Consider the following 21,804-nt stretch of genomic DNA (forward strand, 5'->3'; position numbering starts at 1 on the left):
CCTGGGGTGGTGTGTGAGGTGTGGTGATGCCGAGAATGACATCTTAGTTAGATATTGCTCATTTGAGGACTTTCATTGTGTGTGAAAGTTTCCAAGGGCGCATGGTGGATGCCTTGGCAACAGGAGCCGAAGAAGGACGTGGGAATCTGCGATAAGCCTGGTGGAGTCGATAACCGGACGTTGAGACCAGGATTTCCGAATGGGGAAACCCCGCACGACGTGTCGTGTGACCCCCGGTTGAACACATAGACCGGGTGGAGGGAACGTGGGGAAGTGAAACATCTCAGTACCCACAGGAAGAGAAAACAAAAGTGATTCCGTTAGTAGTGGCGAGCGAACGCGGATGGGGCTAAACCGTATGTGTGTGATACCCGGCAGGGGTTGCATGTGCGGTGTTGTGGGCCCCTCCTTGTCATGTCTGCCGGCATGGCGCAGTGAGGTGCGGGCATATAGACGAACCAGTGTGGATGCTGGACCGTAGAGGGTGAGAGTCCCGTAGTCGAAATGTGTTCCGCCGCTGTTGGAGGGTTGCCCGAGTAGCACGGGGCCCGAGGAATCCCGTGTGAATCTGCCAGGACCACCTGGTAAGCCTGAATACTACCTGTTGACCGATAGCGGATCAGTACCGTGAGGGAATGGTGAAAAGTACCCCGGGAGGGGAGTGAAATAGTACCTGAAACCATGTGCCTACAAACCGTTGGAGCCTCCTTGTGGGGTGACAGCGTGCCTTTTGAAGAATGAGCCTGCGAGTTAGTGATACGTGGCGAGGTTAACCCGTGTGGGGAAGCCGTAGCGAAAGCGAGTCTGAATAGGGCGATTGAGTCGCGTGTCCTAGACCCGAAGCGGAGTGATCTACCCATGGCCAGGTTGAAGCGCGTGTAAGAGCGCGTGGAGGACCGAACCCACTTCAGTTGAAAATGGAGGGGATGAGCTGTGGGTAGGGGTGAAAGGCCAATCAAACTCCGTGATAGCTGGTTCTCCCCGAAATGCATTTAGGTGCAGCGTCACGTGTTTCTTCCCGGAGGTAGAGCTACTGGATGGACGATGGGCCCTACAAGGTTACTGACTTCAGCCAAACTCCGAATGCCGGGAAGTGAGAGCGTGGCAGTGAGACTGTGGGGGATAAGCTTCATAGTCGAGAGGGAAACAGCCCAGACCACCGGTTAAGGCCCCTAAGCGTGTGCTAAGTGGGAAAGGATGTGGAGTTGCTGAGACAACCAGGAGGTTGGCTTAGAAGCAGCCACCCTTGAAAGAGTGCGTAATAGCTCACTGGTCAAGTGATTCCGCGCCGACAATGTAGCGGGGCTCAAGTACACCGCCGAAACCGTGGCATTCAGTTTTGCTGGATGGGTAGGGGAGCGTCGTTCACGAGGTGAAGCCAGCGGGTAACTTCTGGTGGATTGTGGACGAGTGAGAATGCAGGCATGAGTAGCGAAAGACGGGTGAGAAACCCGTCCGCCGGATGACTAAGGGTTCCAGGGTCAAGCTAATCTGCCCTGGGTAAGTCGGGACCTAAGGCGAGGCCGACAGGCGTAGTCGATGGACAACGGGTTGATATTCCCGTACCAGTGAAGAACCGTCCATGCTGAGCCGGTGATACTAACCGCCCGAACCATCCCGAACCCCGTCTTTGACGGGGACGGTGGTGGGGAGCGCGGGACCTGAACCGGGGAGGCAAGCGCATTAACAGGTGTGACGCAGGAAGGTAGCCGGGCCGGGCAATGGAAATGACCTGGTCTAAGGGTGTAGGGCTGCCGGTAGGTAAATCCGCCGGCTGTATGCCTGAGACCTGATGGGCGCCCACATGGTGGGTGATCCGGTGATCCTATGCTGCCTAGAAAAGCATCGGCGCGAGGTTCAAACTGCCCGTACCCTAAACCGACACAGGTGGTCAGGTAGAGAATACTAAGGCGATCGAGAGAATCATGGTTAAGGAACTCGGCAAAATGCCCCCGTAACTTCGGGAGAAGGGGGGCCCCAACCTTGAGCACCACGTGCTGGTGTGAGGGGATCGGGGCCGCAGAGACCAGGGGGAAGCGACTGTTTATCAAAAACACAGGTCCATGCGAAGTCGTAAGACGATGTATATGGACTGACTCCTGCCCGGTGCTGGAAGGTTAAGGGGACCTGTTAGCTTCGGCGAAGCGGAGAACTTAAGCCCCAGTAAACGGCGGTGGTAACTATAACCATCCTAAGGTAGCGAAATTCCTTGTCGGGTAAGTTCCGACCTGCACGAATGGAGTAACGACTTCCCCGCTGTCTCAACCATGAACTCGGCGAAATTGCATTACGAGTAAAGATGCTCGTTACGCGCAGAAGGACGGAAAGACCCCGTGACCTTTACTATAGTTTGGTATTGGTGTTCGGTGTGGCTTGTGTAGGATAGGTGGGAGACTGTGAAGCGGGCACGCCAGTGTTCGTGGAGTCGCCGTTGAAATACCACTCTGGTCACTCTGGATATCTAACTTCGGCCCGTGATCCGGGTCAGGGACAGTGCCTGATGGGTAGTTTAACTGGGGCGGTTGCCTCCCAAAATGTAACGGAGGCGCCCAAAGGTTCCCTCAGCCTGGTTGGCAATCAGGTGTCGAGTGCAAGTGCACAAGGGAGCTTGACTGTGAGAGTGGCAGCTCGAGCAGGGACGAAAGTCGGGACTAGTGATCCGGCGGCTCGTTGTGGAACGGCCGTCGCTCAACGGATAAAAGGTACCTCGGGGATAACAGGCTGATCTTGCCCAAGAGTCCATATCGACGGCATGGTTTGGCACCTCGATGTCGGCTCGTCGCATCCTGGGGCTGGAGTAGGTCCCAAGGGTTGGGCTGTTCGCCCATTAAAGCGGTACGCGAGCTGGGTTCAGAACGTCGTGAGACAGTTCGGTCCCTATCCTCTGCGCGCGTTGGAAATTTGAGAAGGTCTGTCCTTAGTACGAGAGGACCGGGACGGACGAACCTCTGGTATGTCAGTTGTACCGCCAGGTGCATGGCTGATTAGCTACGTTCGGGATGGATAACCGCTGAAAGCATCTAAGCGGGAAGCCGGCTTCGAGATGAGATTTCCTTGCCCCTTTGAGGGTGTGAGGCCCCCAGCTAGAACACTGGGTTGATAGGCTGGATGTGGAAGCGAGGACTGAAGACTCGTGAAGCTGACCAGTACTAATAGGCCGATGACTTACACACACTCTTATTCCATTGCTTGCTTCAAGGTGATGGGTTGGTGTTCGCGTCCACTGTGCGGTTGTCTGATTGCAACCGGCTGTCTGCTTGTTGGTGGGTGGTTGAGGTGTTTTGAATTGAATAGTGTCACTGTTGTGTGACCCGTAGGTTTCCCTGCTGTTGCCCGTGTTGAGGGTGGTGGTGTGGGGTTAGGGTTACGGCGGTCATAGCGTGGGGGAAACGCCCGGTTCCATTCCGAACCCGGAAGCTAAGGCCCACAGCGCCGATGGTACTGCAGCCGGGAGGTTGTGGGAGAGTAGGTCGCCGCCGGACATTCTTTGAGGGAGGGCCTCGCACCGTTGGGTGCGAGGCCCTTCCCGCATTTCTGGACTGCTTTCCCCGCAAGGACGGTCTGCCACAGGCTCCGGGCACTAGCCTGGTCCCCTGAGGACCCGGCCGCGAGGCCGGCACATGAGGAACAGAGACCGCGTTCCCGCGGACCGTCGCGGCGTGACGCCCAGGAAGGACACCATGGCTGAGGACACCCCCCGAGAGCGCCGCGAGGACCGCGGATCCGAGGGCCGCGGGCCCCGTGGTGGCGGTGATGGCCGGCGTCGTGGCGGTGACCGCGACGGACGTCCTCGCAGCGGTGCCGGTGACCGGCGCCGCTCCGGCGGGCCTCACGAGGACCGGCGGCGCGGCCCGGGCCAGGGGGGCGGACGCCCCGAGCGCCGCGGTGCGCCGACGGGCCCTCGTCGCGAGGACCGCGCCGAACGACCCGCGCACAATCCCGGTGACCTCCGAGCGGCGAATCGTGCGGACCAGGAGCGCTCTCCGGACATCGACCCGGACGTGACGGGCCAGGAGCTCGACCGCGGCACGCTCAAGGAGATCAACGGCCTTGACGAGCGTCCTGCCAGCTGGGTCGCCAAGCATCTCGTGATGGCCGGCCGCTACCTGGACGTCGACCCGGCGCTGGCGTTCCAGCACGCCCTCGCCGCGTCCCGCAAGGGCGGCCGCCTCTCACGCGTGCGCGAGGCAGTCGCGCTCACCGCCTACGCGGCGGGGGAGTACGCCGACGCGCTGCGCGAGTTCCGCACCTACCGGCGCATGACGGGCGACGACACCCACATCGCCGCGCAGGTGGACAGCGAGCGTGCCCTCGGCCGCACGGAGAAGGCCCTGCAGCTGGCCGCCGAGGTGGATGCCTCGCGTCTGGACCGGGCGGCGCGGGCCGAGCTGGCCATGGTCGTCTCCGGCATCCGCGAGGACGCCGGCGACCTTCAGGGTGCCCATGAGGCCCTGCAGATCCCGGAACTGGACCGGCGGCGCGGCTACCCCTTCTCTCCCCGGCTGTTCCAGCGTCAGGCCGACGTGCTGCTCGCCCTGGGGCGCCGCGACGAGGCTCGGCTCTGGGCGCGTGCCGTGCGCGTCGCGGAGAAGGCCCTCGGCGTGGGCGGGTTCGCGGACCCGGAGATCATCGACGTGGACACCGAGCCGGTCGAGGACCCCCGGGACCGCCGCCCGTCCCCCCGCGAACGGCGCCACGAGCGGTATGCGGCCGAGGCCGGTGCGGAGCCGACGGCGGACGGATCCCCGGCCGAGGAGCCGGAGGCCGCCACGGAGCCGACCGAGGCGCCCCGGCCGGAGGCCGCCGCAGAGCCGCCGGCCGCCGTCGACGCGCCGGACGAGGTCGACCCGAACCAGCTGTCGCTGTTCGACGCCCTCGAGGCCCCGGAGGCGGACGGTCGGTGAGCACCACGTTCTTCGACGGTCACGACGGGCTGCTGTGCGACCTGGACGGCGTCGTCTACGCCGGAGGCGGCGCGATCGCCGGGGCGGTCGAGACGCTGTCGACGCTGCAGGAACGGGGCGTGCCGGTCGGGTTCGTGACGAACAACGCCTCCCGCGCGCCGGAGTCCGTGGCCGAGCATCTCCGCACGCTCGGGGTGCCCGCGCAGGCGGGGCAGGTCTTCGGCTCCGCACCGGCGGGCGTCGACCTGCTCGAGGAGACGCTCGGCCGCCGCACCGGTCGGGTGCTCGTGGTCGGCTCGGCGTACCTGCGCGCCGTGGTCGAGGAGCGGGGCTACGAGGTGGTCGCGTCCGCGGCGCAGCGTCCCGACGCGGTCATCCAGGGCTTCGACCCCGGTCTCGGCTGGGCCGATCTGGCGGAGGCGGCGTACGCCGTGCGCGCCGGGGCCACCTGGGTCGCCACCAACCTGGACACCTCGATCCCGCGCGCGGAGGGGATCGCCCCCGGCAACGGGGCCCTCGTCGAGGCGGTGGGCCGGGCCACCGGCACCGCGCCCGTCGCGGCGGGCAAGCCCGAGCCACGACTGTTCCGGACGGCGGCCGAGGCCCTCGGCCTGGCCCGTCCCCTCGTGGTCGGCGACCGCCTGGACACGGACATCCGCGGCGGCAACGCGGCGGGGTTCGACACGGTGCTCGTCCTGACCGGCATCGACACGCGCGAGACCGCGGCCGCCGCCCCCGGGCCGGACCGGCCCACGTGGGTCCGTGCGCACCTGCCCGCTCTGCTCGCCGGCGGGGCCGAGGCCTTCGCGGACCCACGGCGTGGCTGAGACCGCACGCGCCGACGTCGCCCTGGCCGCCCGGGGCCTGGCCCGCTCCCGCACGGAGGGCGCGGCGCTCATCCGCGCGGGGCAGGTCCTCCTCGACGGCCGCCCGGTGCGCCGGCCCTCCGACCGCGTGGCCGCCGACGCCACGCTGCGCCTGCGCGACCCGGGCCCGCGGTACGTCTCCCGTGCGGCCCACAAGCTCGTCAGCGCGCTCGAGGCATTCCCGGACGTCGCCGTGGCCGGCCGCCGGGCGCTCGACGCCGGGGCCTCCACCGGCGGATTCACCCAGGTCCTCCTCGAGCGGGGCGCCGAACGGGTGGCCGCCGTCGACGTGGGCCACGACCAGCTGGCCCCGCCCGTCCGGGCCGACCCCCGCGTCCTCGTGCGCGAGGGGCTCAACGTCCGCGACCTCAGGGCCGAGGACATCGACGGTCCGGTGGACCTGGTGGTCTCCGACCTGTCCTTCATCTCGCTGCGCCTCGTCCTCGCCCCGCTCGCGGGCGTGTGCCGACCCGGCGCGGAGCTGCTGCTCATGGTCAAGCCCCAGTTCGAGGTCGGGCGGCGCGCCCTGCCGCGCTCCGGCGTCGTCACCGATCCGGACGCCCGCCGCGACGCCGTCGCCGGGGTGGCCGCGGCCGCGCTGGGCGCCGGCCTCGCCCCCCGCGGCCTCACCCGATCCGGCCTGGCCGGCCAGGACGGGAACGCCGAGTTCTTCCTGCGGCTCCACCGCCCCGACGCCACCGCGGCCGACGACCCGGCCGGCAGGACGAGCCCGGCCACGCCCGCCGACGAGCGCGCCGCCGGGTGGGTCCGGGGCGCCCACATCGACTGGTCCTGACCCGCGTCCGGGGGGGCGCCGCCCGTCCACGGGCGCGGGGCCACCGGTTCGCGTGTCCGATCTCGTGGCTATCCTGGAGCGCAGTGCCCGGCACCCCGGCTCGCGGAAGGAACCATGCCCTACACCCCCGGACGTCGTGTCCTCGTCCTGACCCACACGGGCCGCGAGGACGCCATCAGCGCGGCGCTGCAGGCCACCCGCATGTTCGCGGAGGAGGGCCTGGTCAGCGTCATGCTCGAACAGGACGTGGCCGCCATCCGCGCGGCCGCGGGGGACCCCCCGGAGTTCGCGCCGGAGGCCCTCGGGGTCGACTGCGAGCTCGAGGACATCACCCTCGGCCTCGTCCTCGGCGGCGACGGCTCGGTGCTGCGGGCGGCCGACTTCGTCCGCGGCCACAACGTGCCACTGCTGGCGGTGAACCTGGGCCACGTCGGCTTCCTCGCCGAGTCCGAGCGCACCGACCTGCACCGCACCGTCCAGGCGATCGCCTCGGAGTCCTACGTGGTGATCGAGCGCATGGCCCTGGACGTCGTCGTGCTCGTGGAGGGCCGCGAGGTGGCCCGCACGTGGGCCCTCAACGAGGCCTCCGTGGAGAAGTCCCACCGGGAGCGGATGCTCGAGGTGGTCGTCTCCGTGGACAACTCGCCGCTGACGGCCTTCGGCTGCGACGGCGTCGTCCTGGCCACCCCCACCGGCTCCACCGCCTACGCCTTCTCCGGCGGGGGCCCCGTCGTGTGGCCCTCCGTGGAGGCCCTGCTGTGCGTGCCCATCAGCGCCCACGCCCTGTTCACCCGCCCCCTCGTGGTGGGTCCGCGCTCCACGATCGGCGTGGACGTGCTCACCCGCACCCGCGAGACCGGTGTGCTGTGGTGTGACGGCCGGCGCACCGTCGAACTGCCGCCGCAGGCCCGGATCGAGGTGTCCCGGTCGGCGGAGCCGGTGCGCCTGGCCCGTCTCAACCCGACGCCCTTCGCGGAACGGCTCGTGCGCAAGTTCCGGCTGCCCACGGACGGCTGGCGCGGCCCCGTCACCGCCCAGGAGCGGGCGGGCGTGCTCCACGCGGTGGAGACCGTCGAGCCGCGGCACGCGGGGCCGCGTCCCGACGTCGTCGAACCGGCCACCATGCCGCTGTCGGTGCTCTCGCCCGCGGACATCCAGCGCCACCGCGACCGCGGGGCGCGTCACCCCGGGGAGGACGCATGATCGACCATCTGAGGATCTCGGGGCTCGGCGTGATCGGCGAGGCCACCGTGGACCTGGACCCCGGCTTCACCGTCGTCACCGGCGAGACCGGCGCCGGCAAGACCATGGTGGTCACCGCCCTGGGCCTGCTGCTCGGCGCTCGCGCCGACGCGGGCGCGGTCCGCCGGGGCTCGTCCCGTGCCGTCGTGGACGCCGGCGTCCGCCTGCCCGAGGCGCACGCCGCGCTCGCCCTCGCCGAGGACGCCGGGGCCGTGCTGGACGAGGCCGACGAGGGCGTCCGGGAGCTCGTCCTGAGCCGCAGCGTCACGGCGTCCGGGGAGGGGACCCGCTCGCGCGCCGCCGCCGGCGGGCGGACCGTGCCCGTCGGCCTGCTCGCCGAGATCGGGGCGACCCTCGTGGCCGTGCACGGCCAGAACGACCAGGTCCGCCTCCAGGGCGCCGACGCCCAGCGGCACGCCCTCGATGCGTTCGGCGGCGCCGAGCTCGCCGCGGCCCTGCGCGCCTACCGCGCGGACCACGCCGCCTGGACCGCCGCGCGTCGGGAGCGCGAGGAGCTCACCGCCCACCGCCAAGAGCGGGCCCGCGAAGCCGAGGCGCTCCAGCGCTCGCTCGAGGAGATCGACCTCGCCGAGCCGCAGGAGGGCGAGGACGAGGAGCTGCGGGCTCTCATCCGCCGGCTCGAGGACGTCGAGGAGCTGCGCGCCGCCTCCGGGGAGGCACACGCCCGACTGGCCGGCCCCGACGTGGACACGATGGACGAGACCCCCGGCGCCGTCAGCCTCGTGGAGGCGGCGCAGCAGGCCGTGCTCGCCGCCCCCGGCGACGACCCCGAGCTCGCCGCCGCGGCCGCGCGCCTGGCCGAGGCCGCCGTCGTGCTCACGGACATCGCCGGCGACCTGGCCCGCTACACCGCTGACCTGGACGCCGACGCGGCCTCCGACCTCGACGCGGCCCAGTCGCGGCTGGCCGAGCTCACACGACTGCAGCGGCTCTACGGGCCGGAGCTCGCCGACGTGATCGACTGGGCCCGGACCCAGCGTCCGCGCCTGGACGAGCTGCAGGGCGACTCCGGCCGCCTCGAGGAGCTCGAGGCGGAGGTCGACCGGCTCGACGCCGCGCTGCGCGAACGGGCCGCGACCCTCACCGCCCTGCGCACCGCGGCCGCCGAGCGGCTCGAGACCGCGGTGACCGAGGAGCTGCACGCCCTGTTCATGCCGGACGCCTCCTTCCACGTGGGACTGACGCCGGTCGCCGGGGACGGTCTCGGCCCGTACGGCGCTGAGGACGTCACGCTCGCCCTGCGCCCCCACGCGGGCGTCGAGCCCCGGCCCCTGGGCCGCGGCGCCTCCGGCGGCGAGCTCTCCCGCGTGATGCTCGCCCTCGAGGTGGTCCTGGCCGCCACGGACCCGGTGCCCACCTTCGTGTTCGACGAGGTCGACGCCGGCGTGGGCGGTGAGGCCGCCGTGCGGATCGGGGCCCGCCTGGCCCGGCTCGCCCGCCACGTGCAGGTCATCGCCGTGACGCACCTGCCCCAGGTCGCCGCCTACGCGGACCGGCACGTGCGGGTGGAGAAGAACTCGGACCCGGCCGCGGGTGTGACCACCTCCGACGTCGTGACGCTGACGGCCGACGAACGGGTCGAGGAGCTCGCCCGCATGCTCGCCGGGCACGGGGACTCCGCGGCGGCCCGCGAGCACGCCCGGGAGCTGCTCGAGTCCTCCGCCCGCGAACGCGGCTGACCCGGTCCGCGGACGCCGCCCCGACATGAAAGGATCGCCCCATGCCTGAGATCCCCGCGTCCGCGGGACGCTCGCCCCTGCGCGACCTGCACGTCCCCCGCCCGGTGAAGAAGTCGAAGACCGTCTACGAAGGCCGAGTGTGGGACATCGCCCGGGAGTCGTTCCGCCTGGATCCGGCGGACAAGTCCCAGGATCCCCTGACCCGGGAGCTGATGGTGCACCCGGGCGCGGTGGCGATCCTCGCGGTCCGCACCAAGCTCACCACCACTGGCCCCCGCGAGCAGGTGGCCCTCGTCCGCCAGTACCGCCACCCCGTGGGCATGGAGCTGTGGGAGATCCCGGCGGGCCTGCGGGACGTGGACGGGGAGGACCTCCACCAGGTCGCCGTCCGTGAGCTGGCCGAGGAGGCCGACCTGCGCGCCCGCGAGTGGCACACCCTCGTCGACTATTACACGACCCCGGGCGGCTCCAGCGAGGCGATCCGCGTGTTCCTGGCCCGTCAGATCGAAGAGATCCCCGACGGCGAGCGGCACGTCCGGCAGGACGAGGAGGCCGCCATGCCGCTCGTGTGGGTCGGCGTCGACGAGGTGACCGACGCCGTCCTGGATGGGCGCGTGCACAACCCCTCCACGGTCGTGGCGATCCTCGCCCTGTGCGCCCACCGCGCCCAGGGGTGGCGGCGCCTGCGCCCCGTGGACGCCCCCTTCGTCCCGGACCGCCACGGCCCCGGGGCGGACTGGCCCGCGTGAGCACCGACCCGGCCGCCCGGGGGAGCGGCGAGGCCGAGGCCCGTGGGAGCCGTGGGGGCCGGGGCGCGGAGTCCGCGCTCGCGGCCCCGTTCCGCCGCCACCTGGAGCACCTGGCCGTCGAGCGGGGCCTCGCCGCGAACACGCTGGCGGCCTACCGCCGCGACCTCGAGCGCTACCGCCGCTGGCTCGAAGCCCACGGGGTGCGCGCCCCCGCCGACGTCGACCCCGGCCACGTCTCCGGCTTCCTGCGGGCGCTGGGCACCGGCGAGGACGGCGGGCGGCCCCTCGCGGTCCGCTCGGCGGCCCGCGTGCTCGCGGCCGTGCGCGGCCTGCACCGGTTCTGGGCCCTCGAGGGACTCACGCCCGCCGACCCCGCCCGCGACGTCCACCCGCCGAAGCCGGGCGACCGCCTGCCGAAGGCGCTCCCCGTGGAGCAGGTGACGGCGCTGCTGGAGGCCGTGCCCGTCGACACCCCCGCCGGACTGCGGGACCGCGCGCTGCTCGAGTTCCTCTACGGCACCGGCGCCCGCATCTCCGAGGTGGTCGGCCTCGACGTCGACGACGTGGTGGGGCTCGCGCAGACCGGGGACGACGGCGGCCAGCCCGTGGTCCGCCTGTTCGGCAAGGGGTCCAAGGAGCGCGTGGTGCCGATCGGCTCCTACGCGGCCGCCGCGCTCGACGCATGGCTGGTGCGGGGACGGCCCACGATCATGACGGGAGTCACACGCTCCACGCCCGCCCTGTTCGTCAACGCCCGCGGGGGCCGGCTCTCCCGGCAGTCCGCGTGGGCCGTGCTGAAGCGGGCGGCCGAGCGCGCCGGCCTCGAGGCGGACGTCTCGCCCCACACCCTGCGCCACTGCTTCGCCACGCACCTGCTGGCCGGCGGCGCGGACGTCCGCGTGGTCCAGGAGCTGCTCGGGCACGCGTCCGTGACCACCACGCAGGTGTACACCCTCGTCACCGTGGACTCCCTGCGCGAGGTCTACTCCGCCGCGCATCCGCGCGCGCGCTGAGCCCCGCACCTGATACGCTCAAAATCCGTGGTGAAACGAACTTCTCGTACTCAGACGTCCACGCGCGTCACCCGTCACGTGTTCGTGACCGGCGGTGTCGCCTCCTCCCTCGGCAAGGGGCTCACGGCCTCCTCGCTCGGCCACCTGCTCAAGGCGCGCGGGCTCAGGGTGGTGATGCAGAAGCTCGACCCCTACCTCAACGTGGACCCGGGCACCATGAACCCGTTCCAGCACGGCGAGGTGTTCGTCACCGAGGACGGCGCCGAGACGGACCTGGACATCGGCCACTACGAGCGCTTCCTCGACGAGGACCTCGACGGCCTGGACAACGTGACCACCGGCCAGGTGTACTCCACCGTGATCGCCCGCGAGCGCCGCGGCGAGTACCTCGGGGACACCGTCCAGGTCATCCCGCACATCACCGACGAGATCTGCCGCCGGATGCGCCTGCCCGCGGAGCCCCGCGGCGACCGCCCCGCCCCGGACGTGATCATCACGGAGATCGGCGGCACCGTCGGCGACATCGAGTCGCAGCCCTTCCTCGAGGCCGCCCGCCAGGTCCGCCAGGACGTCGGCCGCGACGACGTCTTCTTCCTGCACGTCTCCCTCGTGCCGTACATCGGCCCCTCGCAGGAGCTCAAGACCAAGCCCACCCAGCACTCCGTGGCCGCCCTGCGCTCGATCGGCATCCAGCCGGACGCGATCGTGCTGCGCTCGGACCGGGCCGTCCCCGACGATGTCCGCGGCAAGATCGCCCGCATGTGCGACGTCCCGCAGGACGCCGTCGTCAACTGCGCCGACGCCCCATCCATCTACGACATCCCCCGCGTCATCCATGACCAGGGCCTCGACGCCCACGTGGTGCAGTCCCTGGACCTGAAGTTCAAGGACGTGGACTGGACCGCGTGGGATGCCCTCATGGACGCCGTGCACCACCCGGAGCACGAGCTCACGGTGGCGCTCGTGGGCAAGTACGTGGACCTGCCGGACGCCTACCTGTCCGTCACCGAGGCGCTGCGCGCCGGTGGCTTCGCCCACCGGGCCAAGGTGGGCATCCGCTGGGTGGCCGCGGACGAGTGCGCCACCCCCGAGGGCGCGGCGGTGGCGCTCGCGGACGTCGACGCCGTGTGTGTGCCCGGCGGCTTCGGCGTGCGCGGGCTCGAGGGCAAGCTCGGCGCGCTGCGGCACGCCCGCGAGCAGCGGATCCCGACGCTGGGTCTGTGCCTGGGCCTGCAGTCCATGGTCATCGAGTACGCCCGCAACGTCCTCGGCCTGGAGGACGCGGACTCCACCGAGTTCGACCCGGAGACCGCCTCGCCCGTGATCGCCACCATGGCCGAGCAGGAGCAGATCGTGGCCGGCGAGGGGGACCTCGGCGGCACCATGCGCCTGGGCGCCTTCCCCGCGACCCTGCGCCCGGGCTCCGTGGTGGCCGAGGCCTACGGCACCACCGAGGTGACCGAGCGCCACCGCCACCGCTACGAGGTGAACAACGCCTACCGCGACCGCCTCGAGGAGGCCGGTCTCGCGATCTGCGGCACCTCCCCGGACGGCGCCCTCGTGGAGTTCGTGGAGCTGCCCCGGGACGTGCACCCGTACTACGTGTCCACGCAGGCCCACCCGGAGTTCTCCTCCCGGCCGACCCGCCCGCACCCGCTGTTCGCCGGCCTCGTCGCCGCCGGCCTGACCCGCCGCGCCGACGCGGCGGCCCGGCGCTGAGGGGCCGACGACCGGCCCGACACAGTGGTCACGACACGCCGTCGCCGCGCCCGGCACGCGGCGTGTCGTGACCACTCTGCGAGGGCGTCGCACCGATGACGACACGACGACGGCGGGCCGCCCCACCCGGGGCGACCCGCCGTCGTCGTGCACGCGGCACCGCGCCGCGAGCGAATGGGGCGACGTGTCGGAGGTGATCTGCGTCTACACCTCCGACAAGTCGCCCCGACCGCCCCTCACGAGGCTCAGCCCGCCGGCAGCTCCCGCTGCTCGGGGCCGTCGTAGGCCGAGAGCGGGCGGATCAGCGCGTTCGCGGCGCGCTGCTCCATGATGTGGGCGGTCCAGCCGGTGATGCGTGAGGCGATGAAGATCGGCGTGAACAGCTCGGTGTCGAAGCCCATGAGGTGATACGTCGGGCCGGCGGGGTAGTCGAGGTTCGGCTTGATCTGCTTGGCCTCGTCCATGGCCTGCTCCAGACCGTCGTACAGGCCGAGCATCTCCTCGCGGCCGTAGTGCTCGATCATCCGGTCCAGTGCGGCCTTCATGGTGGGCACGCGGGAGTCGCCGTTCTTGTAGACGCGGTGGCCGAAGCCCATGACCTTCTTCTTCTGGGCCAGGGCGTCCTCCATCCATGCCTTCGCTCGGGCGGCGGCGTCCTCACGGGACTCCTCCTTCCGGATGCCGATCTCGTCGAAGGTGTGCATCACGGCCTCGTTGGCGCCGCCGTGCAGCGGGCCCTTGAGCGCGCCGATCGCACCGGTCACGGCCGAGTGCAGGTCGGAGAGCGTCGAGGTGATCACGCGCGCGGTGAAGGTCGAGGCGTTGAACGAGTGCTCGGCGTACAGCACCATCGAGACGCGGAACGCGTCCACGACCTCCGGGGCGGCCTCCTCGCCGAACGTCATCCACAGGAAGTTCTGCGAGTAGTCCAGGTCCTCACGCGGCTCCACCACCTCCTGGCCGCGGCGACGGCGCTGGTCGTAGGCGACGACGGCTGGGAACGCCGCGAACAGCGCCTGGGCCTTCTCCAGCTCGGCCTCGGGGGAGGAGTCCTCCGCCTTCGGGTGGTTCGCGCCGAGCACGGACACGGCGGTGCGGCCGACGTCCATGGGGTGGCAGTCGGTGGGCAGCAGGTCGATGGCCTGCTTCACCTTCGGGTCGAGGGCACGGTGGGTGCGCTCGAAGCGCTCGAACGCGGTCAGCTCCTCGTCCGTGGGCAGCTCACCCGTCCAGAGCAGCAGCGCGACGGCCTCGAACGAAAGCTGCGCGGCCAGGTCCTGCACGGGATAGCCGCGATACAGCAGGGAGTTCGTCTCCGGGTTGACCTTGGAGATCGCCGTGGTGTCCACGACGACGCCGGCCAGGCCCTTCTTGATCTCGGTCTCGGTCATGGTGTCCCTCCTCGGGGAGTGGGGCCCGCCCGCGCACGGGCGGGCCCGGTGACGGGTCAGAGGTCGGCGTGGTTGGCGCCGATGTCGAGCGTGGGCACGTCGAAGTTGAAGATGCCCGTGTCGAAGGCGTTGTAGCCCTCGTAGTCCACCAGCTCGTACAGGCGGGCGCGGGTGAGCATCTGCTCCACCTGCGACTGCTGGGTGCCCTCCTCCTTGATGGCGTGGAGCACGCGCTCGGCGGCGCCCATCGCGGAGCGCAGCAGGGTGACCGGGTAGATCACCATCGCGACGCCGGCGTCGGCCAGCTGCCGGCGGGTGAACAGCTCGGACTTGCCGAACTCGGTCATGTTCGCCAGGACCGGGACCCCGAGGGGCTCCAGCTCGCGACACACGGTCTCGAACTCGCCGATGTCCTTCAGGGCCTCCGGGAAGATCGCGTCCGCACCGGCCTCCACGAGCGCCTCCATGCGGGCGATCGCGGCGTCCAGGCCCTCCACGGCACGCAGGTCGGTGCGCGCCATGATGAGGAAGTTCGGGTCCCGGCGGGCATGGACGGCGGCGGCGATGCGCTTGACCGCGGTGTCGAGCTCCACCATGTTCTTGCCGTCGAGGTGGCCGCACCGCTTGGGGTTGAACTGGTCCTCGATGTGGCAGCCGGCCAGGCCGGCGTTCTCGAACTCCTGCACCGTGCGGGCCACGTTCATCGGCTCGCCGAAGCCCGTGTCCGCGTCGATGAGGCACGGCAGGTCCGTGAGGCGGGCGATCTGCCCGCCGCGCACGGCCACCTCGGTGAGCGTGGTCAGCCCGACGTCGGGCAGGCCCAGCTCGTTCGCGAGCACGCCGCCGGAGATGTACACCCCGGGGAAGCCCTTCTCCTGGATCAGCTTGGCGGTCAGCGGGGTGAACGCGCCCGGGAACTGCTGGGCGCCGCCCTGCTTCAGGGTCTGCCGCAGGTCGATCCGCTTCTGTTCGGCCGTCTTCGTCGAGTACAGCATCAGAACAGGCCCTTCGGGGCGGCGGCGAGGTCGGCCTCGGACAGGAACGCCGGGTCCGCCAGGATGTTCAGCTGGTCCAGCTCGCCGGGCTGCAGCTCGGCCACGCGCTCGGCGGCGGCCAGGAAGCGGTCCTGCTCCTCCTTCGAGACGATGCCCTCGGCCAGGGTGCGGAACTTCTGGATGTACTGCTCGCGGGCGAACGGCCGGGCGCCGAGCGGGTGGGCGTCGGCCACGGCGATCTCGTCGGTGATGACGGTGCCGTCCTTGAGGGTGATCTCCACCGCTCCGCCGAACGCCTTCTCCGCGAGGTCCAGCGAGTGGTAGCGGCGGGTCCACTCCGGGTCCTCCACGGTGGTCACCCGGTGCCACAGGGCCACGGTGTCCTCGCGCTGGGCGCGCTCGGGGGCGTAGGAGTCCACGTGGTGCCAGGAGCCGTCCTGCAGGGCCACGGTGAAGATGTAGGGGATCGAGTGGTCGAGGGTCTCGCGCGAGGCCGTCGGATCGTACTTCTGCGGGTCGTTGGCGCCCGAGCCGATCACGTAGTGGGTGTGGTGCGAGGTCTTGATCAGCACCGACTCGACGTTCGCCGGGTCGGTGGCCTCCGGGTGCTCCCTGTGGAGCTTGCGGGCCAGGTCGATCCAGGCCTGGGCCTGGTACTCGGCCGAGTGCTCCTTGGTGTAGGTGTCCAGGATGCCGCGCTTGGGCTCGCCCTGCTCGGGCAGCGGCACCTCGTAGGAGGCGTCCGGGCCGTCCAGCAGCCAGGCGATCACGCCGTCCTCGCCCTCGTAGATCGGGACGGGGGAGGTCTGGCCGCGCATGGCGCGGTCCACGGCCTCGACGGCCATCTTGCCGGCGAACGCCGGGGCGTGGGCCTTCCACGTGGAGATCTCGCCCTTGCGGGACTGGCGGGTGGCGGTGGTGGTGTGCAAGCCCTGGCCGATGGCCTGGAAGATGGTCTCGGTGTCCAGGCCGAGCAGGGTGCCGATGCCGGCGGAGGCGGAGGGGCCGATGTGGGCCACGTGGTCGATCTTGTGGCCGTACAGGTTGATGGACTTCACGAGGTCCACCTGAATCTCGTAGCCGGTGGCGATGCCGCGGATCAGGTCCTTGCCGGAGCGGCCGGCATGCTGGGCGACGGCGAGGATCGGCGGGATGTTGTCGCCCGGGTGGGAGTACTCGGCGGCCAGGAACGTGTCGTGGTAGTCCAGCTCGCGGACGGCCACGCCGTTGGCCCACGCGGCCCACTCGGGGGAGACCTTCTGCTCCACACCGAACACGGAGGCGCCCTCGCCGCCGGTGGAGACCGGGTGGGACAGGGCCTGGGCGCGGGCGGCGACGATCGGGCCGCGCTTCAGCGAGGCGACGGCGACGGAGGCGTTGTCGATGATCCGGTTGATGATCATCTCCTCGACCTCGGGCAGCACCTCGACGTCGTCGACGGCCACCTCGGCCAGCTTCCAGGCCAGCTGGTCCTTGCGCTCGAGGTTCTCCTCGGAGCGGTGGACGCGCACGTGATGGTTCTTCATGGTCGGTCTCCTTCGGTGGGGGTCAGCAGGGTCGGGGTCTCCTCGGCGCGGCCGCGCCGGGTCAGATGGTGGAAGGCGTGGTGCAGGTGGACCCGCGTGGTCGCCTCCGCGAGGTCCGCGGCGCCCGAGCCGACGGCGTCGGCGATGTCCGCGTGCTCCGCGGCGGAGGCCGCGAGGCGGGCCGGGTCGTCCGCGGCCAGTCGGCGCAGGCGCGCCAGGTGCAGGCGCAGGGTGCGCAGGGTGGAGACGAGGTAGGGGTTCGCGGCGGCCTCGTCCAGCCGGCTGTCCAGCTCGGCCGTCATCGCGTAGTAGTCCGCCGGGTCGGTCCCGCCGCGCAGGGCCGCCTCGGCCTCCTGGAAACGGCCCGCGAGGACCGTGAACCGCTCGGCCGCCTCCGGGGTGGCCCGCTGCGCGGCCCGGCGCGCCAGGAGGGACTCGAGGGCGATGCGCAGGTCGAACAGCTGGTCCGCCTGTTCGAGGGACAGGTCGGCGACGACGATGCCCCGGCCCGGGGCCTGCTCGGCCAGGCCGTCGGCCACCAGGCGGGAGAGCGCCTCGCGCAGAGGGGTGCGCGAGATGCCCAGGCGCTCGGCCTGCTCCACCTCGCCCAGGCCCGCGCCCGGAGGGAGGGACCAGTCGAGGATCTCCGCCCTCAGGGCCTGGTACGCCCGCTCACTCGCTCGCATGCCGCCAGTGTATACACAACAGTCCCGCCGAGGGCAGGGGGTGTGTCCGATGCGCGTGCCGGGCGACGCCGTCCACGGGGAGCGTCGTCCGGCGTGCGGGGGCTGGGTGGTGCGTCCCCGGCGCGGGTCTCGCGCGTGCCGCCACGCCTCACTGACGGGGCACGAAATGTATACAGATCCCTTGCCCCCTGTGATCCACGGCACTACCCTGGGCGCATGGCGACCCACGATGCCCCCGCCGAAGACCGCCCCTCCGGCGCGTACGCCGACGCCCACGCCCGCTCCCTCCGCGACCCCGAGGGGTTCTGGCTCGACGCGGCGCGCGCCATCGACTGGACCGTCGCGCCCACGCGCGCCCTCGACGACTCCGCCGCGCCTCTGTACCGCTGGTTCCCGGACGGCGAGCTGAACACCGCCTTCAACTGCCTGGACCGGCACGTCGAGGCGGGCCGCGGGGACGCCGTCGCGCTGATCCACGACTCCGCGATGACCGGTGAGGTCACCCGCTACACGTACGCCGAGCTCACGGACGCGGTGGCCCGCCTGGCCGGCGCCCTGGCCGCGCGCGGCGTCGGCAAGGGCGACCGCGTCCTCGTGTACCTGCCGATGATCCCGCAGGCCCACATCGCGATGCTGGCGTGCGCGCGGCTCGGCGCGGTGCACTCCGTGGTCTTCGGCGGCTTCGCCCCGCGCGAGCTCGCCTCCCGCATCGACGACGCCGCCCCCGACGTCGTGCTCACCTGCTCCGGCGGCATCGAGCCCAAGCGCCGGGTCGAATACCTGCCCGCCGTGGCCGAGGCGCTCGAGACCGCCGCGCACCCCGTGCGCACGGTGCTGGTCCACCACCGCGAGGGCTTCGAGACCGCGCTCGCGGACGCCGACGGGCGCGGGGGCGCGAGCTGGGAGGACTGGGGCGAGGCCGTCGCGGCCGCCGAGCCGGCCGACTGCGTCCCGGTGCAGGCCACCGACCCGCTGTACGTGCTCTACACCTCGGGCACCACGGGCAAGCCGAAGGGCGTCGTCCGGGACAACGGGGGCCACGCCGTCGCCCTGCGCTGGACCATGGAGCACATCTACGACGTCGGTCCGGGGCAGGCGATGTGCACGGCCTCGGACGTGGGCTGGGTCGTGGGGCACTCCTACATCGTCTACGGCCCGCTGCTGGCCGGGGCCACCACGGTCATGTACGAGGGCAAGCCCGTGGGCACGCCCGACGCCGGCGCGTTCTGGCGGCTGATCGAGGACCACGGCGTGCGCTCCTTCTTCACGGCCCCCACGGCGCTGCGCGCGATCCGCCGCGCCGACCCCGAGGGCGAGCTGCTCAAGGACCACGACCTGTCCTCCCTGCGGCACTTCTTCGCCGCGGGCGAGCGCCTGGACCCGGAGACGCAGCGGTGGATCGAGGGCCTGCTGGGCATGCCGGTGATCGACCACTGGTGGCAGACCGAGACCGGGTGGGCCATCGCGGCGAACCCGGTGGGCCTGGAGCAGCTGCCGGTGAAGATCGGCTCGTCCTCGGTGCCCTCGCCGGGCGTCGATCTCGTGGTCCTGGACGGCCTGGGCGAGCCCGTGCCCGCCGGGACCGAGGGCAACATCGCCCTGCGGCTGCCGCTGCCCCCGGGCACCCTGCCCACCCTGTGGGGCGACGACCAGCGCTACATCGACTCCTACCTCAGCGCGTTCCCCGGCCATTACGCGACCGGTGACTCCGGCGTCGTGGACGAGGACGGCTACGTGTTCGTGCTCGGCCGCACCGACGACGTCATCAACGTCTCCGGGCACCGGCTGTCCACGGGCGTCCTCGAGGCCGCCCTGGCCGCCCACCCGGCGGTGGCCGAATGTGCCGTGATCGGCATCGCGGACCCGCTCAAGGGCCAGCGGCCCTCGGGCTACGTGGTCCTCAAGTCCGGCGTCGAGACGCCCGAGGCCGGCTCCGAGGCCGAGGCCGCGCTCCTGGACGAGCTGCGTCAGGCGGTGCGCCGCGAGGTGGGCCCGGTGGCGGACTTCCGCGACGTCGTCGTGGTGGACGCGCTGCCCAAGACCCGCTCGGGCAAGATCCTGCGCAAGACCATGCGGCAGATGGCCGACGGCGAGGAGTACGCGGTGCCCTCGACCATTGAGGACCCCGCCGTGCTCGAGGCCCTGGCCGGGGTGCTGCGCCCGGCCCGCTGAGCCCCGCTCACGTGCGGCCGGCCCAGCGGTACTCCTGCTCGGGCCGGCCACGGCCGCCGTGCCGGGCCGAGCGCCGCACCCGGCGGATCCGCTCGAGGTGCTCGAGGTAGCGCCGGGCCGTCACGCGGGAGATGCCCAGGCGCTCGCCCACCTCGGCCGCGCTCAGGGCGGTCTCCGGGTCCGCCCCCAGCAGCTCCACCACCTCGCGCAGGGTGCTCTCGGTCAGCCCCTTGGGCAGGGCCTCGGCGCGCCGCTCGCGGGAGACGCGGAAGACGGCGTCCACCTGCTCCTGGCCGTCGAGGGCGCCGTCGCCGGCCAGCATCGCCGAGGCGGCGCGGAACCCGCCCAGCCGATCCGCGAACTCGTCGAACCCGAACGGCTTCACGAGGTACTGCGTCACGCCGTACGCGACGGCGCGGCGCACCACCGGCAGGTCGGTGGCCGCGGTGAGCGCCAGCACCCCGCCGTGGAAGCCGGCCGCGCGCAGTTGGTGCAGGAAGTCCAGGCCGTGCCCGTCCGGCAGGTTCATGTCCAGCAGCACGACGTCGAACGGGAAGCGCCCGTCCGCGTGCAGGCCCGCCGCGGCGACCTGCCGCGCGGCCAACAGGGAGCCGGCCACCGCGGCCACCTCGAAGCCCGGCAGCCGGTCCAGGTGCGCCACGTAGGTCTCGGCCGTCAGCTGCTCGTCCTCGACGACGAGCACCCGGTACGGGCGGGCGGTCATATCTCCTCCTGGGGTCGGGGGGTGCGGGGCACCTCGACGGTGAACACGGTGCCCGAGTCGGTCGCGACGTCCGCGACCCCGCCGGCCTCCTCCGCGATCCGCCGCGTCAGCCACAGCCCCATGCCGCGTCCGGCGGCGCCGATGGGCTTCGTCGACCAGCCCCGGTCGAAGAGTCGGCCGCGGTCCGCGTCGGAGGGTCCGGGGCCGCCGTCGGCCACCTTGCACGAGCAGGCCCGCGGCGTCCGAGACCATCTCGACGTCGACCCACCGGTCTGCCGCGGACAGGTCGGGTGCGGCGGCCGCGTCGAGGGCGTTGTCCACGAGGTTGCCCAGCACGGTCAGCAGGTCGAGCGGGCGCAGCGGGGCGGGCGCGGTCAGCTCGGCGGACCAGGTCAGCGCCACGCCCCGCTCACGCGCCTGGGCGGCCTTCGCGTCGAGCAGGGCGGCGAGGACGTCGTCGGAGGCCTCCTCGTCCGCGGCGCGGCGGGACAGCACGGCCCGGGCGGCCTCCAGCCGGCCCGACTCCACGAGGGCGAGGGCGGTGTGCAGCTGGTTGGCGTGCTCATGCGTCTGCGCGCGCAGCGCCGTGGTCAGTGTGTGGGCCACGGTGAGCTCGTCGCCGAGCCGCTGCAGGTCGGTGCGGTCTCGTGCAGGACGAGCACGCGCGATCCCGCCGGGGCGGTGGTCACGCCCTCGCGGGCGGCCGCGGCGAGGGCCGTCGGCGGGACCGACCCGCCGGGGTCGGAACGGCCGGGCGACCGCACGACACGCTGCTGCACCACGAGGACCCGCCCGCCGGCGGCGAGGCTCGCCTCGCCGCCGACCGCGCCCGGCAGGGCCGCGGAGAGCTCGGTGGGCAGTCGAGGCTCGCCCGCGCCCTCCCAGCCGAGCAGGCGCGCGGCGGCGTCGTTGTGCAGGCGGGCCCGCCCGTCCGGGGCGAGGACCACGACGCCGGCCTCGAGCGAGTCCATGGCCGTCTCCGCCAGCAGGAACTGCTCGGCGATCTGCTCGGGGCCGCGTCCGAGCGTCACCCGGTTCAGATACCGGCCCACGAGCCAGGCGACGAGCAGGCCGACGGCGGCCACGGCGGCCGAGCCGAGCAGGATGCCGGGGATCTGGGCCTGGGCCATGATGGCGACATCGGAGATCTGCACGCCCGTCGTGACCACGCCCAGGACGGTGCCGTCCTCCGGGTCCACGACCGGTGCGAGCGCGCGCACCGAACGGCCCGCCGCACCGGTGCTCGAGAGCTCCACGACGGTGTCCCCGGCGACGACGGCGTCCACCGGCCTCGGGTAGCGGACGCCGACCTGCTCGGGGC

15 protein-coding genes and 2 rRNA genes are annotated in these 21,804 nt (G+C 71.5%); 11 read left to right on the forward strand and 6 right to left on the reverse strand.

Translation table 11 applies throughout. From position 1 onward, the window contains the following. The first annotated feature begins 81 nt into the window (after nucleotides 1-81). The 10 genes from HDA34_RS11140 to pyrG all read left to right on the forward strand — a co-directional run bounded on the left by HDA34_RS11140 (nucleotide 82) and on the right by pyrG (nucleotide 12,989). A 23S ribosomal RNA gene (locus HDA34_RS11140) occupies nucleotides 82-3,173 on the forward strand. A gap of 192 nt (nucleotides 3,174-3,365) precedes the next feature. Continuing rightward, a 5S ribosomal RNA gene (rrf, locus tag HDA34_RS11145) occupies nucleotides 3,366-3,482 on the forward strand. A 519-nt stretch (nucleotides 3,483-4,001) separates the two neighbouring features. Continuing rightward, on the forward strand, nucleotides 4,002-4,904 hold the full coding sequence (locus HDA34_RS11150) for a hypothetical protein (RefSeq protein ID WP_233437098.1): 903 nt from the start codon (nucleotides 4,002-4,004) through the stop codon (nucleotides 4,902-4,904). After that, a complete protein-coding gene (locus HDA34_RS11155) occupies nucleotides 4,901-5,731 on the forward strand; it encodes an HAD-IIA family hydrolase (protein WP_134377471.1) in 831 nt (276 codons plus the stop codon). Before HDA34_RS11150 ends, HDA34_RS11155 begins: the two co-directional genes overlap by 4 nt. Continuing rightward, complete coding sequence (locus tag HDA34_RS11160; RefSeq protein WP_044659883.1) at nucleotides 5,724-6,566, forward strand: TlyA family RNA methyltransferase; 843 nt, start codon at nucleotides 5,724-5,726, stop codon at nucleotides 6,564-6,566. The genes HDA34_RS11155 and HDA34_RS11160 overlap by 8 nt, the downstream gene beginning before the upstream one ends. Nucleotides 6,567-6,680: 114 nt before the next feature. Then, complete coding sequence (locus HDA34_RS11165; protein ID WP_036383271.1) at nucleotides 6,681-7,769, forward strand: NAD kinase; 1,089 nt, start codon at nucleotides 6,681-6,683, stop codon at nucleotides 7,767-7,769. Beyond that, nucleotides 7,766-9,508 carry a DNA repair protein RecN gene (gene recN, locus HDA34_RS11170; protein ID WP_036383274.1) on the forward strand — a complete coding sequence of 581 codons (1,743 nt, stop codon included), beginning with the start codon at nucleotides 7,766-7,768 and terminating at the stop codon, nucleotides 9,506-9,508. Before HDA34_RS11165 ends, recN begins: the two co-directional genes overlap by 4 nt. Before the next feature lie 41 nt (nucleotides 9,509-9,549). Continuing rightward, nucleotides 9,550-10,257 (forward strand): NUDIX domain-containing protein, encoded by a 708-nt coding sequence (locus HDA34_RS11175; protein ID WP_073117429.1) that lies wholly within the window; start codon nucleotides 9,550-9,552, stop codon nucleotides 10,255-10,257. Beyond that, the gene (xerD, locus tag HDA34_RS11180; protein WP_036315732.1) at nucleotides 10,254-11,270 is read left to right on the forward strand and encodes a site-specific tyrosine recombinase XerD; all 1,017 of its coding nucleotides are present in this window, start codon (nucleotides 10,254-10,256) and stop codon (nucleotides 11,268-11,270) included. The genes HDA34_RS11175 and xerD overlap by 4 nt, the downstream gene beginning before the upstream one ends. Before the next feature lie 9 nt (nucleotides 11,271-11,279). Next, nucleotides 11,280-12,989, forward strand: a complete 1,710-nt coding sequence (gene pyrG / locus HDA34_RS11185; RefSeq protein ID WP_134377472.1) for a CTP synthase — start codon at nucleotides 11,280-11,282, stop codon at nucleotides 12,987-12,989. 245 nt (nucleotides 12,990-13,234) lie between these two features. Here pyrG and HDA34_RS11190 read toward each other — a convergent pair whose 3' ends face one another. The 4 genes from HDA34_RS11190 to HDA34_RS11205 are packed head-to-tail and all read right to left on the reverse strand — an operon-like array spanning nucleotide 13,235 to nucleotide 17,587. Beyond that, the gene (locus HDA34_RS11190) at nucleotides 13,235-14,380 is read right to left on the reverse strand and encodes a bifunctional 2-methylcitrate synthase/citrate synthase (protein WP_044659885.1); all 1,146 of its coding nucleotides are present in this window, start codon (nucleotides 14,378-14,380) and stop codon (nucleotides 13,235-13,237) included. A gap of 56 nt (nucleotides 14,381-14,436) precedes the next feature. Further along, on the reverse strand, nucleotides 14,437-15,375 hold the full coding sequence (prpB, locus tag HDA34_RS11195; RefSeq protein ID WP_134377473.1) for a methylisocitrate lyase: 939 nt from the start codon (nucleotides 15,373-15,375) through the stop codon (nucleotides 14,437-14,439). After that, nucleotides 15,375-16,901: an MmgE/PrpD family protein gene (locus HDA34_RS11200; RefSeq protein WP_134377474.1), complete on the reverse strand. Its 1,527-nt coding sequence runs from the start codon at nucleotides 16,899-16,901 to the stop codon at nucleotides 15,375-15,377. The genes prpB and HDA34_RS11200 overlap by 1 nt, the downstream gene beginning before the upstream one ends. After that, nucleotides 16,898-17,587, reverse strand: a complete 690-nt coding sequence (locus HDA34_RS11205; protein WP_020628108.1) for a GntR family transcriptional regulator — start codon at nucleotides 17,585-17,587, stop codon at nucleotides 16,898-16,900. Before HDA34_RS11205 ends, HDA34_RS11200 begins: the two co-directional genes overlap by 4 nt. 216 nt (nucleotides 17,588-17,803) lie before the next feature. Here HDA34_RS11205 and HDA34_RS11210 point away from each other — a divergent pair, with 216 nt between their 5' ends. Next, nucleotides 17,804-19,759 (forward strand): AMP-binding protein, encoded by a 1,956-nt coding sequence (locus tag HDA34_RS11210; protein WP_036315720.1) that lies wholly within the window; start codon nucleotides 17,804-17,806, stop codon nucleotides 19,757-19,759. A 7-nt stretch (nucleotides 19,760-19,766) separates the two neighbouring features. On the opposite strand, the gene HDA34_RS12210 is transcribed toward HDA34_RS11210, so the two are convergent. Continuing rightward, complete coding sequence (locus tag HDA34_RS12210) at nucleotides 19,767-21,089, reverse strand: response regulator (RefSeq protein WP_425561939.1); 1,323 nt, start codon at nucleotides 21,087-21,089, stop codon at nucleotides 19,767-19,769. Then, nucleotides 21,074-21,769 (reverse strand): sensor histidine kinase, encoded by a 696-nt coding sequence (locus HDA34_RS12070; protein ID WP_233437100.1) that lies wholly within the window; start codon nucleotides 21,767-21,769, stop codon nucleotides 21,074-21,076. The genes HDA34_RS12210 and HDA34_RS12070 overlap by 16 nt, the downstream gene beginning before the upstream one ends. Between the last annotated feature and the right edge of the window lie 35 nt (nucleotides 21,770-21,804).

This window comes from Micrococcus luteus, assembly GCF_014138885.1.
Lineage (GTDB): Bacteria > Actinomycetota > Actinomycetes > Actinomycetales > Micrococcaceae > Micrococcus > Micrococcus luteus.

What these genes read in the sequence shown, in the direction of transcription:
- HDA34_RS11190 (WP_044659885.1), bottom strand. Translation starts at nt 14,380, where the DNA reads ATGACCGAGACCGAGATCAAGAAGGGCCTGGCCGGCGTCGTCGTGGAC.
- HDA34_RS11210 (WP_036315720.1), top strand. Translation starts at nt 17,804, where the DNA reads ATGGCGACCCACGATGCCCCCGCCGAAGACCGCCCCTCCGGCGCGTAC.
- HDA34_RS11205 (WP_020628108.1), bottom strand. Translation starts at nt 17,587, where the DNA reads ATGCGAGCGAGTGAGCGGGCGTACCAGGCCCTGAGGGCGGAGATCCTC.
- HDA34_RS11200 (WP_134377474.1), bottom strand. Translation starts at nt 16,901, where the DNA reads ATGAAGAACCATCACGTGCGCGTCCACCGCTCCGAGGAGAACCTCGAG.
- HDA34_RS11165 (WP_036383271.1), top strand. Translation starts at nt 6,681, where the DNA reads ATGCCCTACACCCCCGGACGTCGTGTCCTCGTCCTGACCCACACGGGC.
- recN (WP_036383274.1), top strand. Translation starts at nt 7,766, where the DNA reads ATGATCGACCATCTGAGGATCTCGGGGCTCGGCGTGATCGGCGAGGCC.
- prpB (WP_134377473.1), bottom strand. Translation starts at nt 15,375, where the DNA reads ATGCTGTACTCGACGAAGACGGCCGAACAGAAGCGGATCGACCTGCGG.
- HDA34_RS11175 (WP_073117429.1), top strand. Translation starts at nt 9,550, where the DNA reads ATGCCTGAGATCCCCGCGTCCGCGGGACGCTCGCCCCTGCGCGACCTG.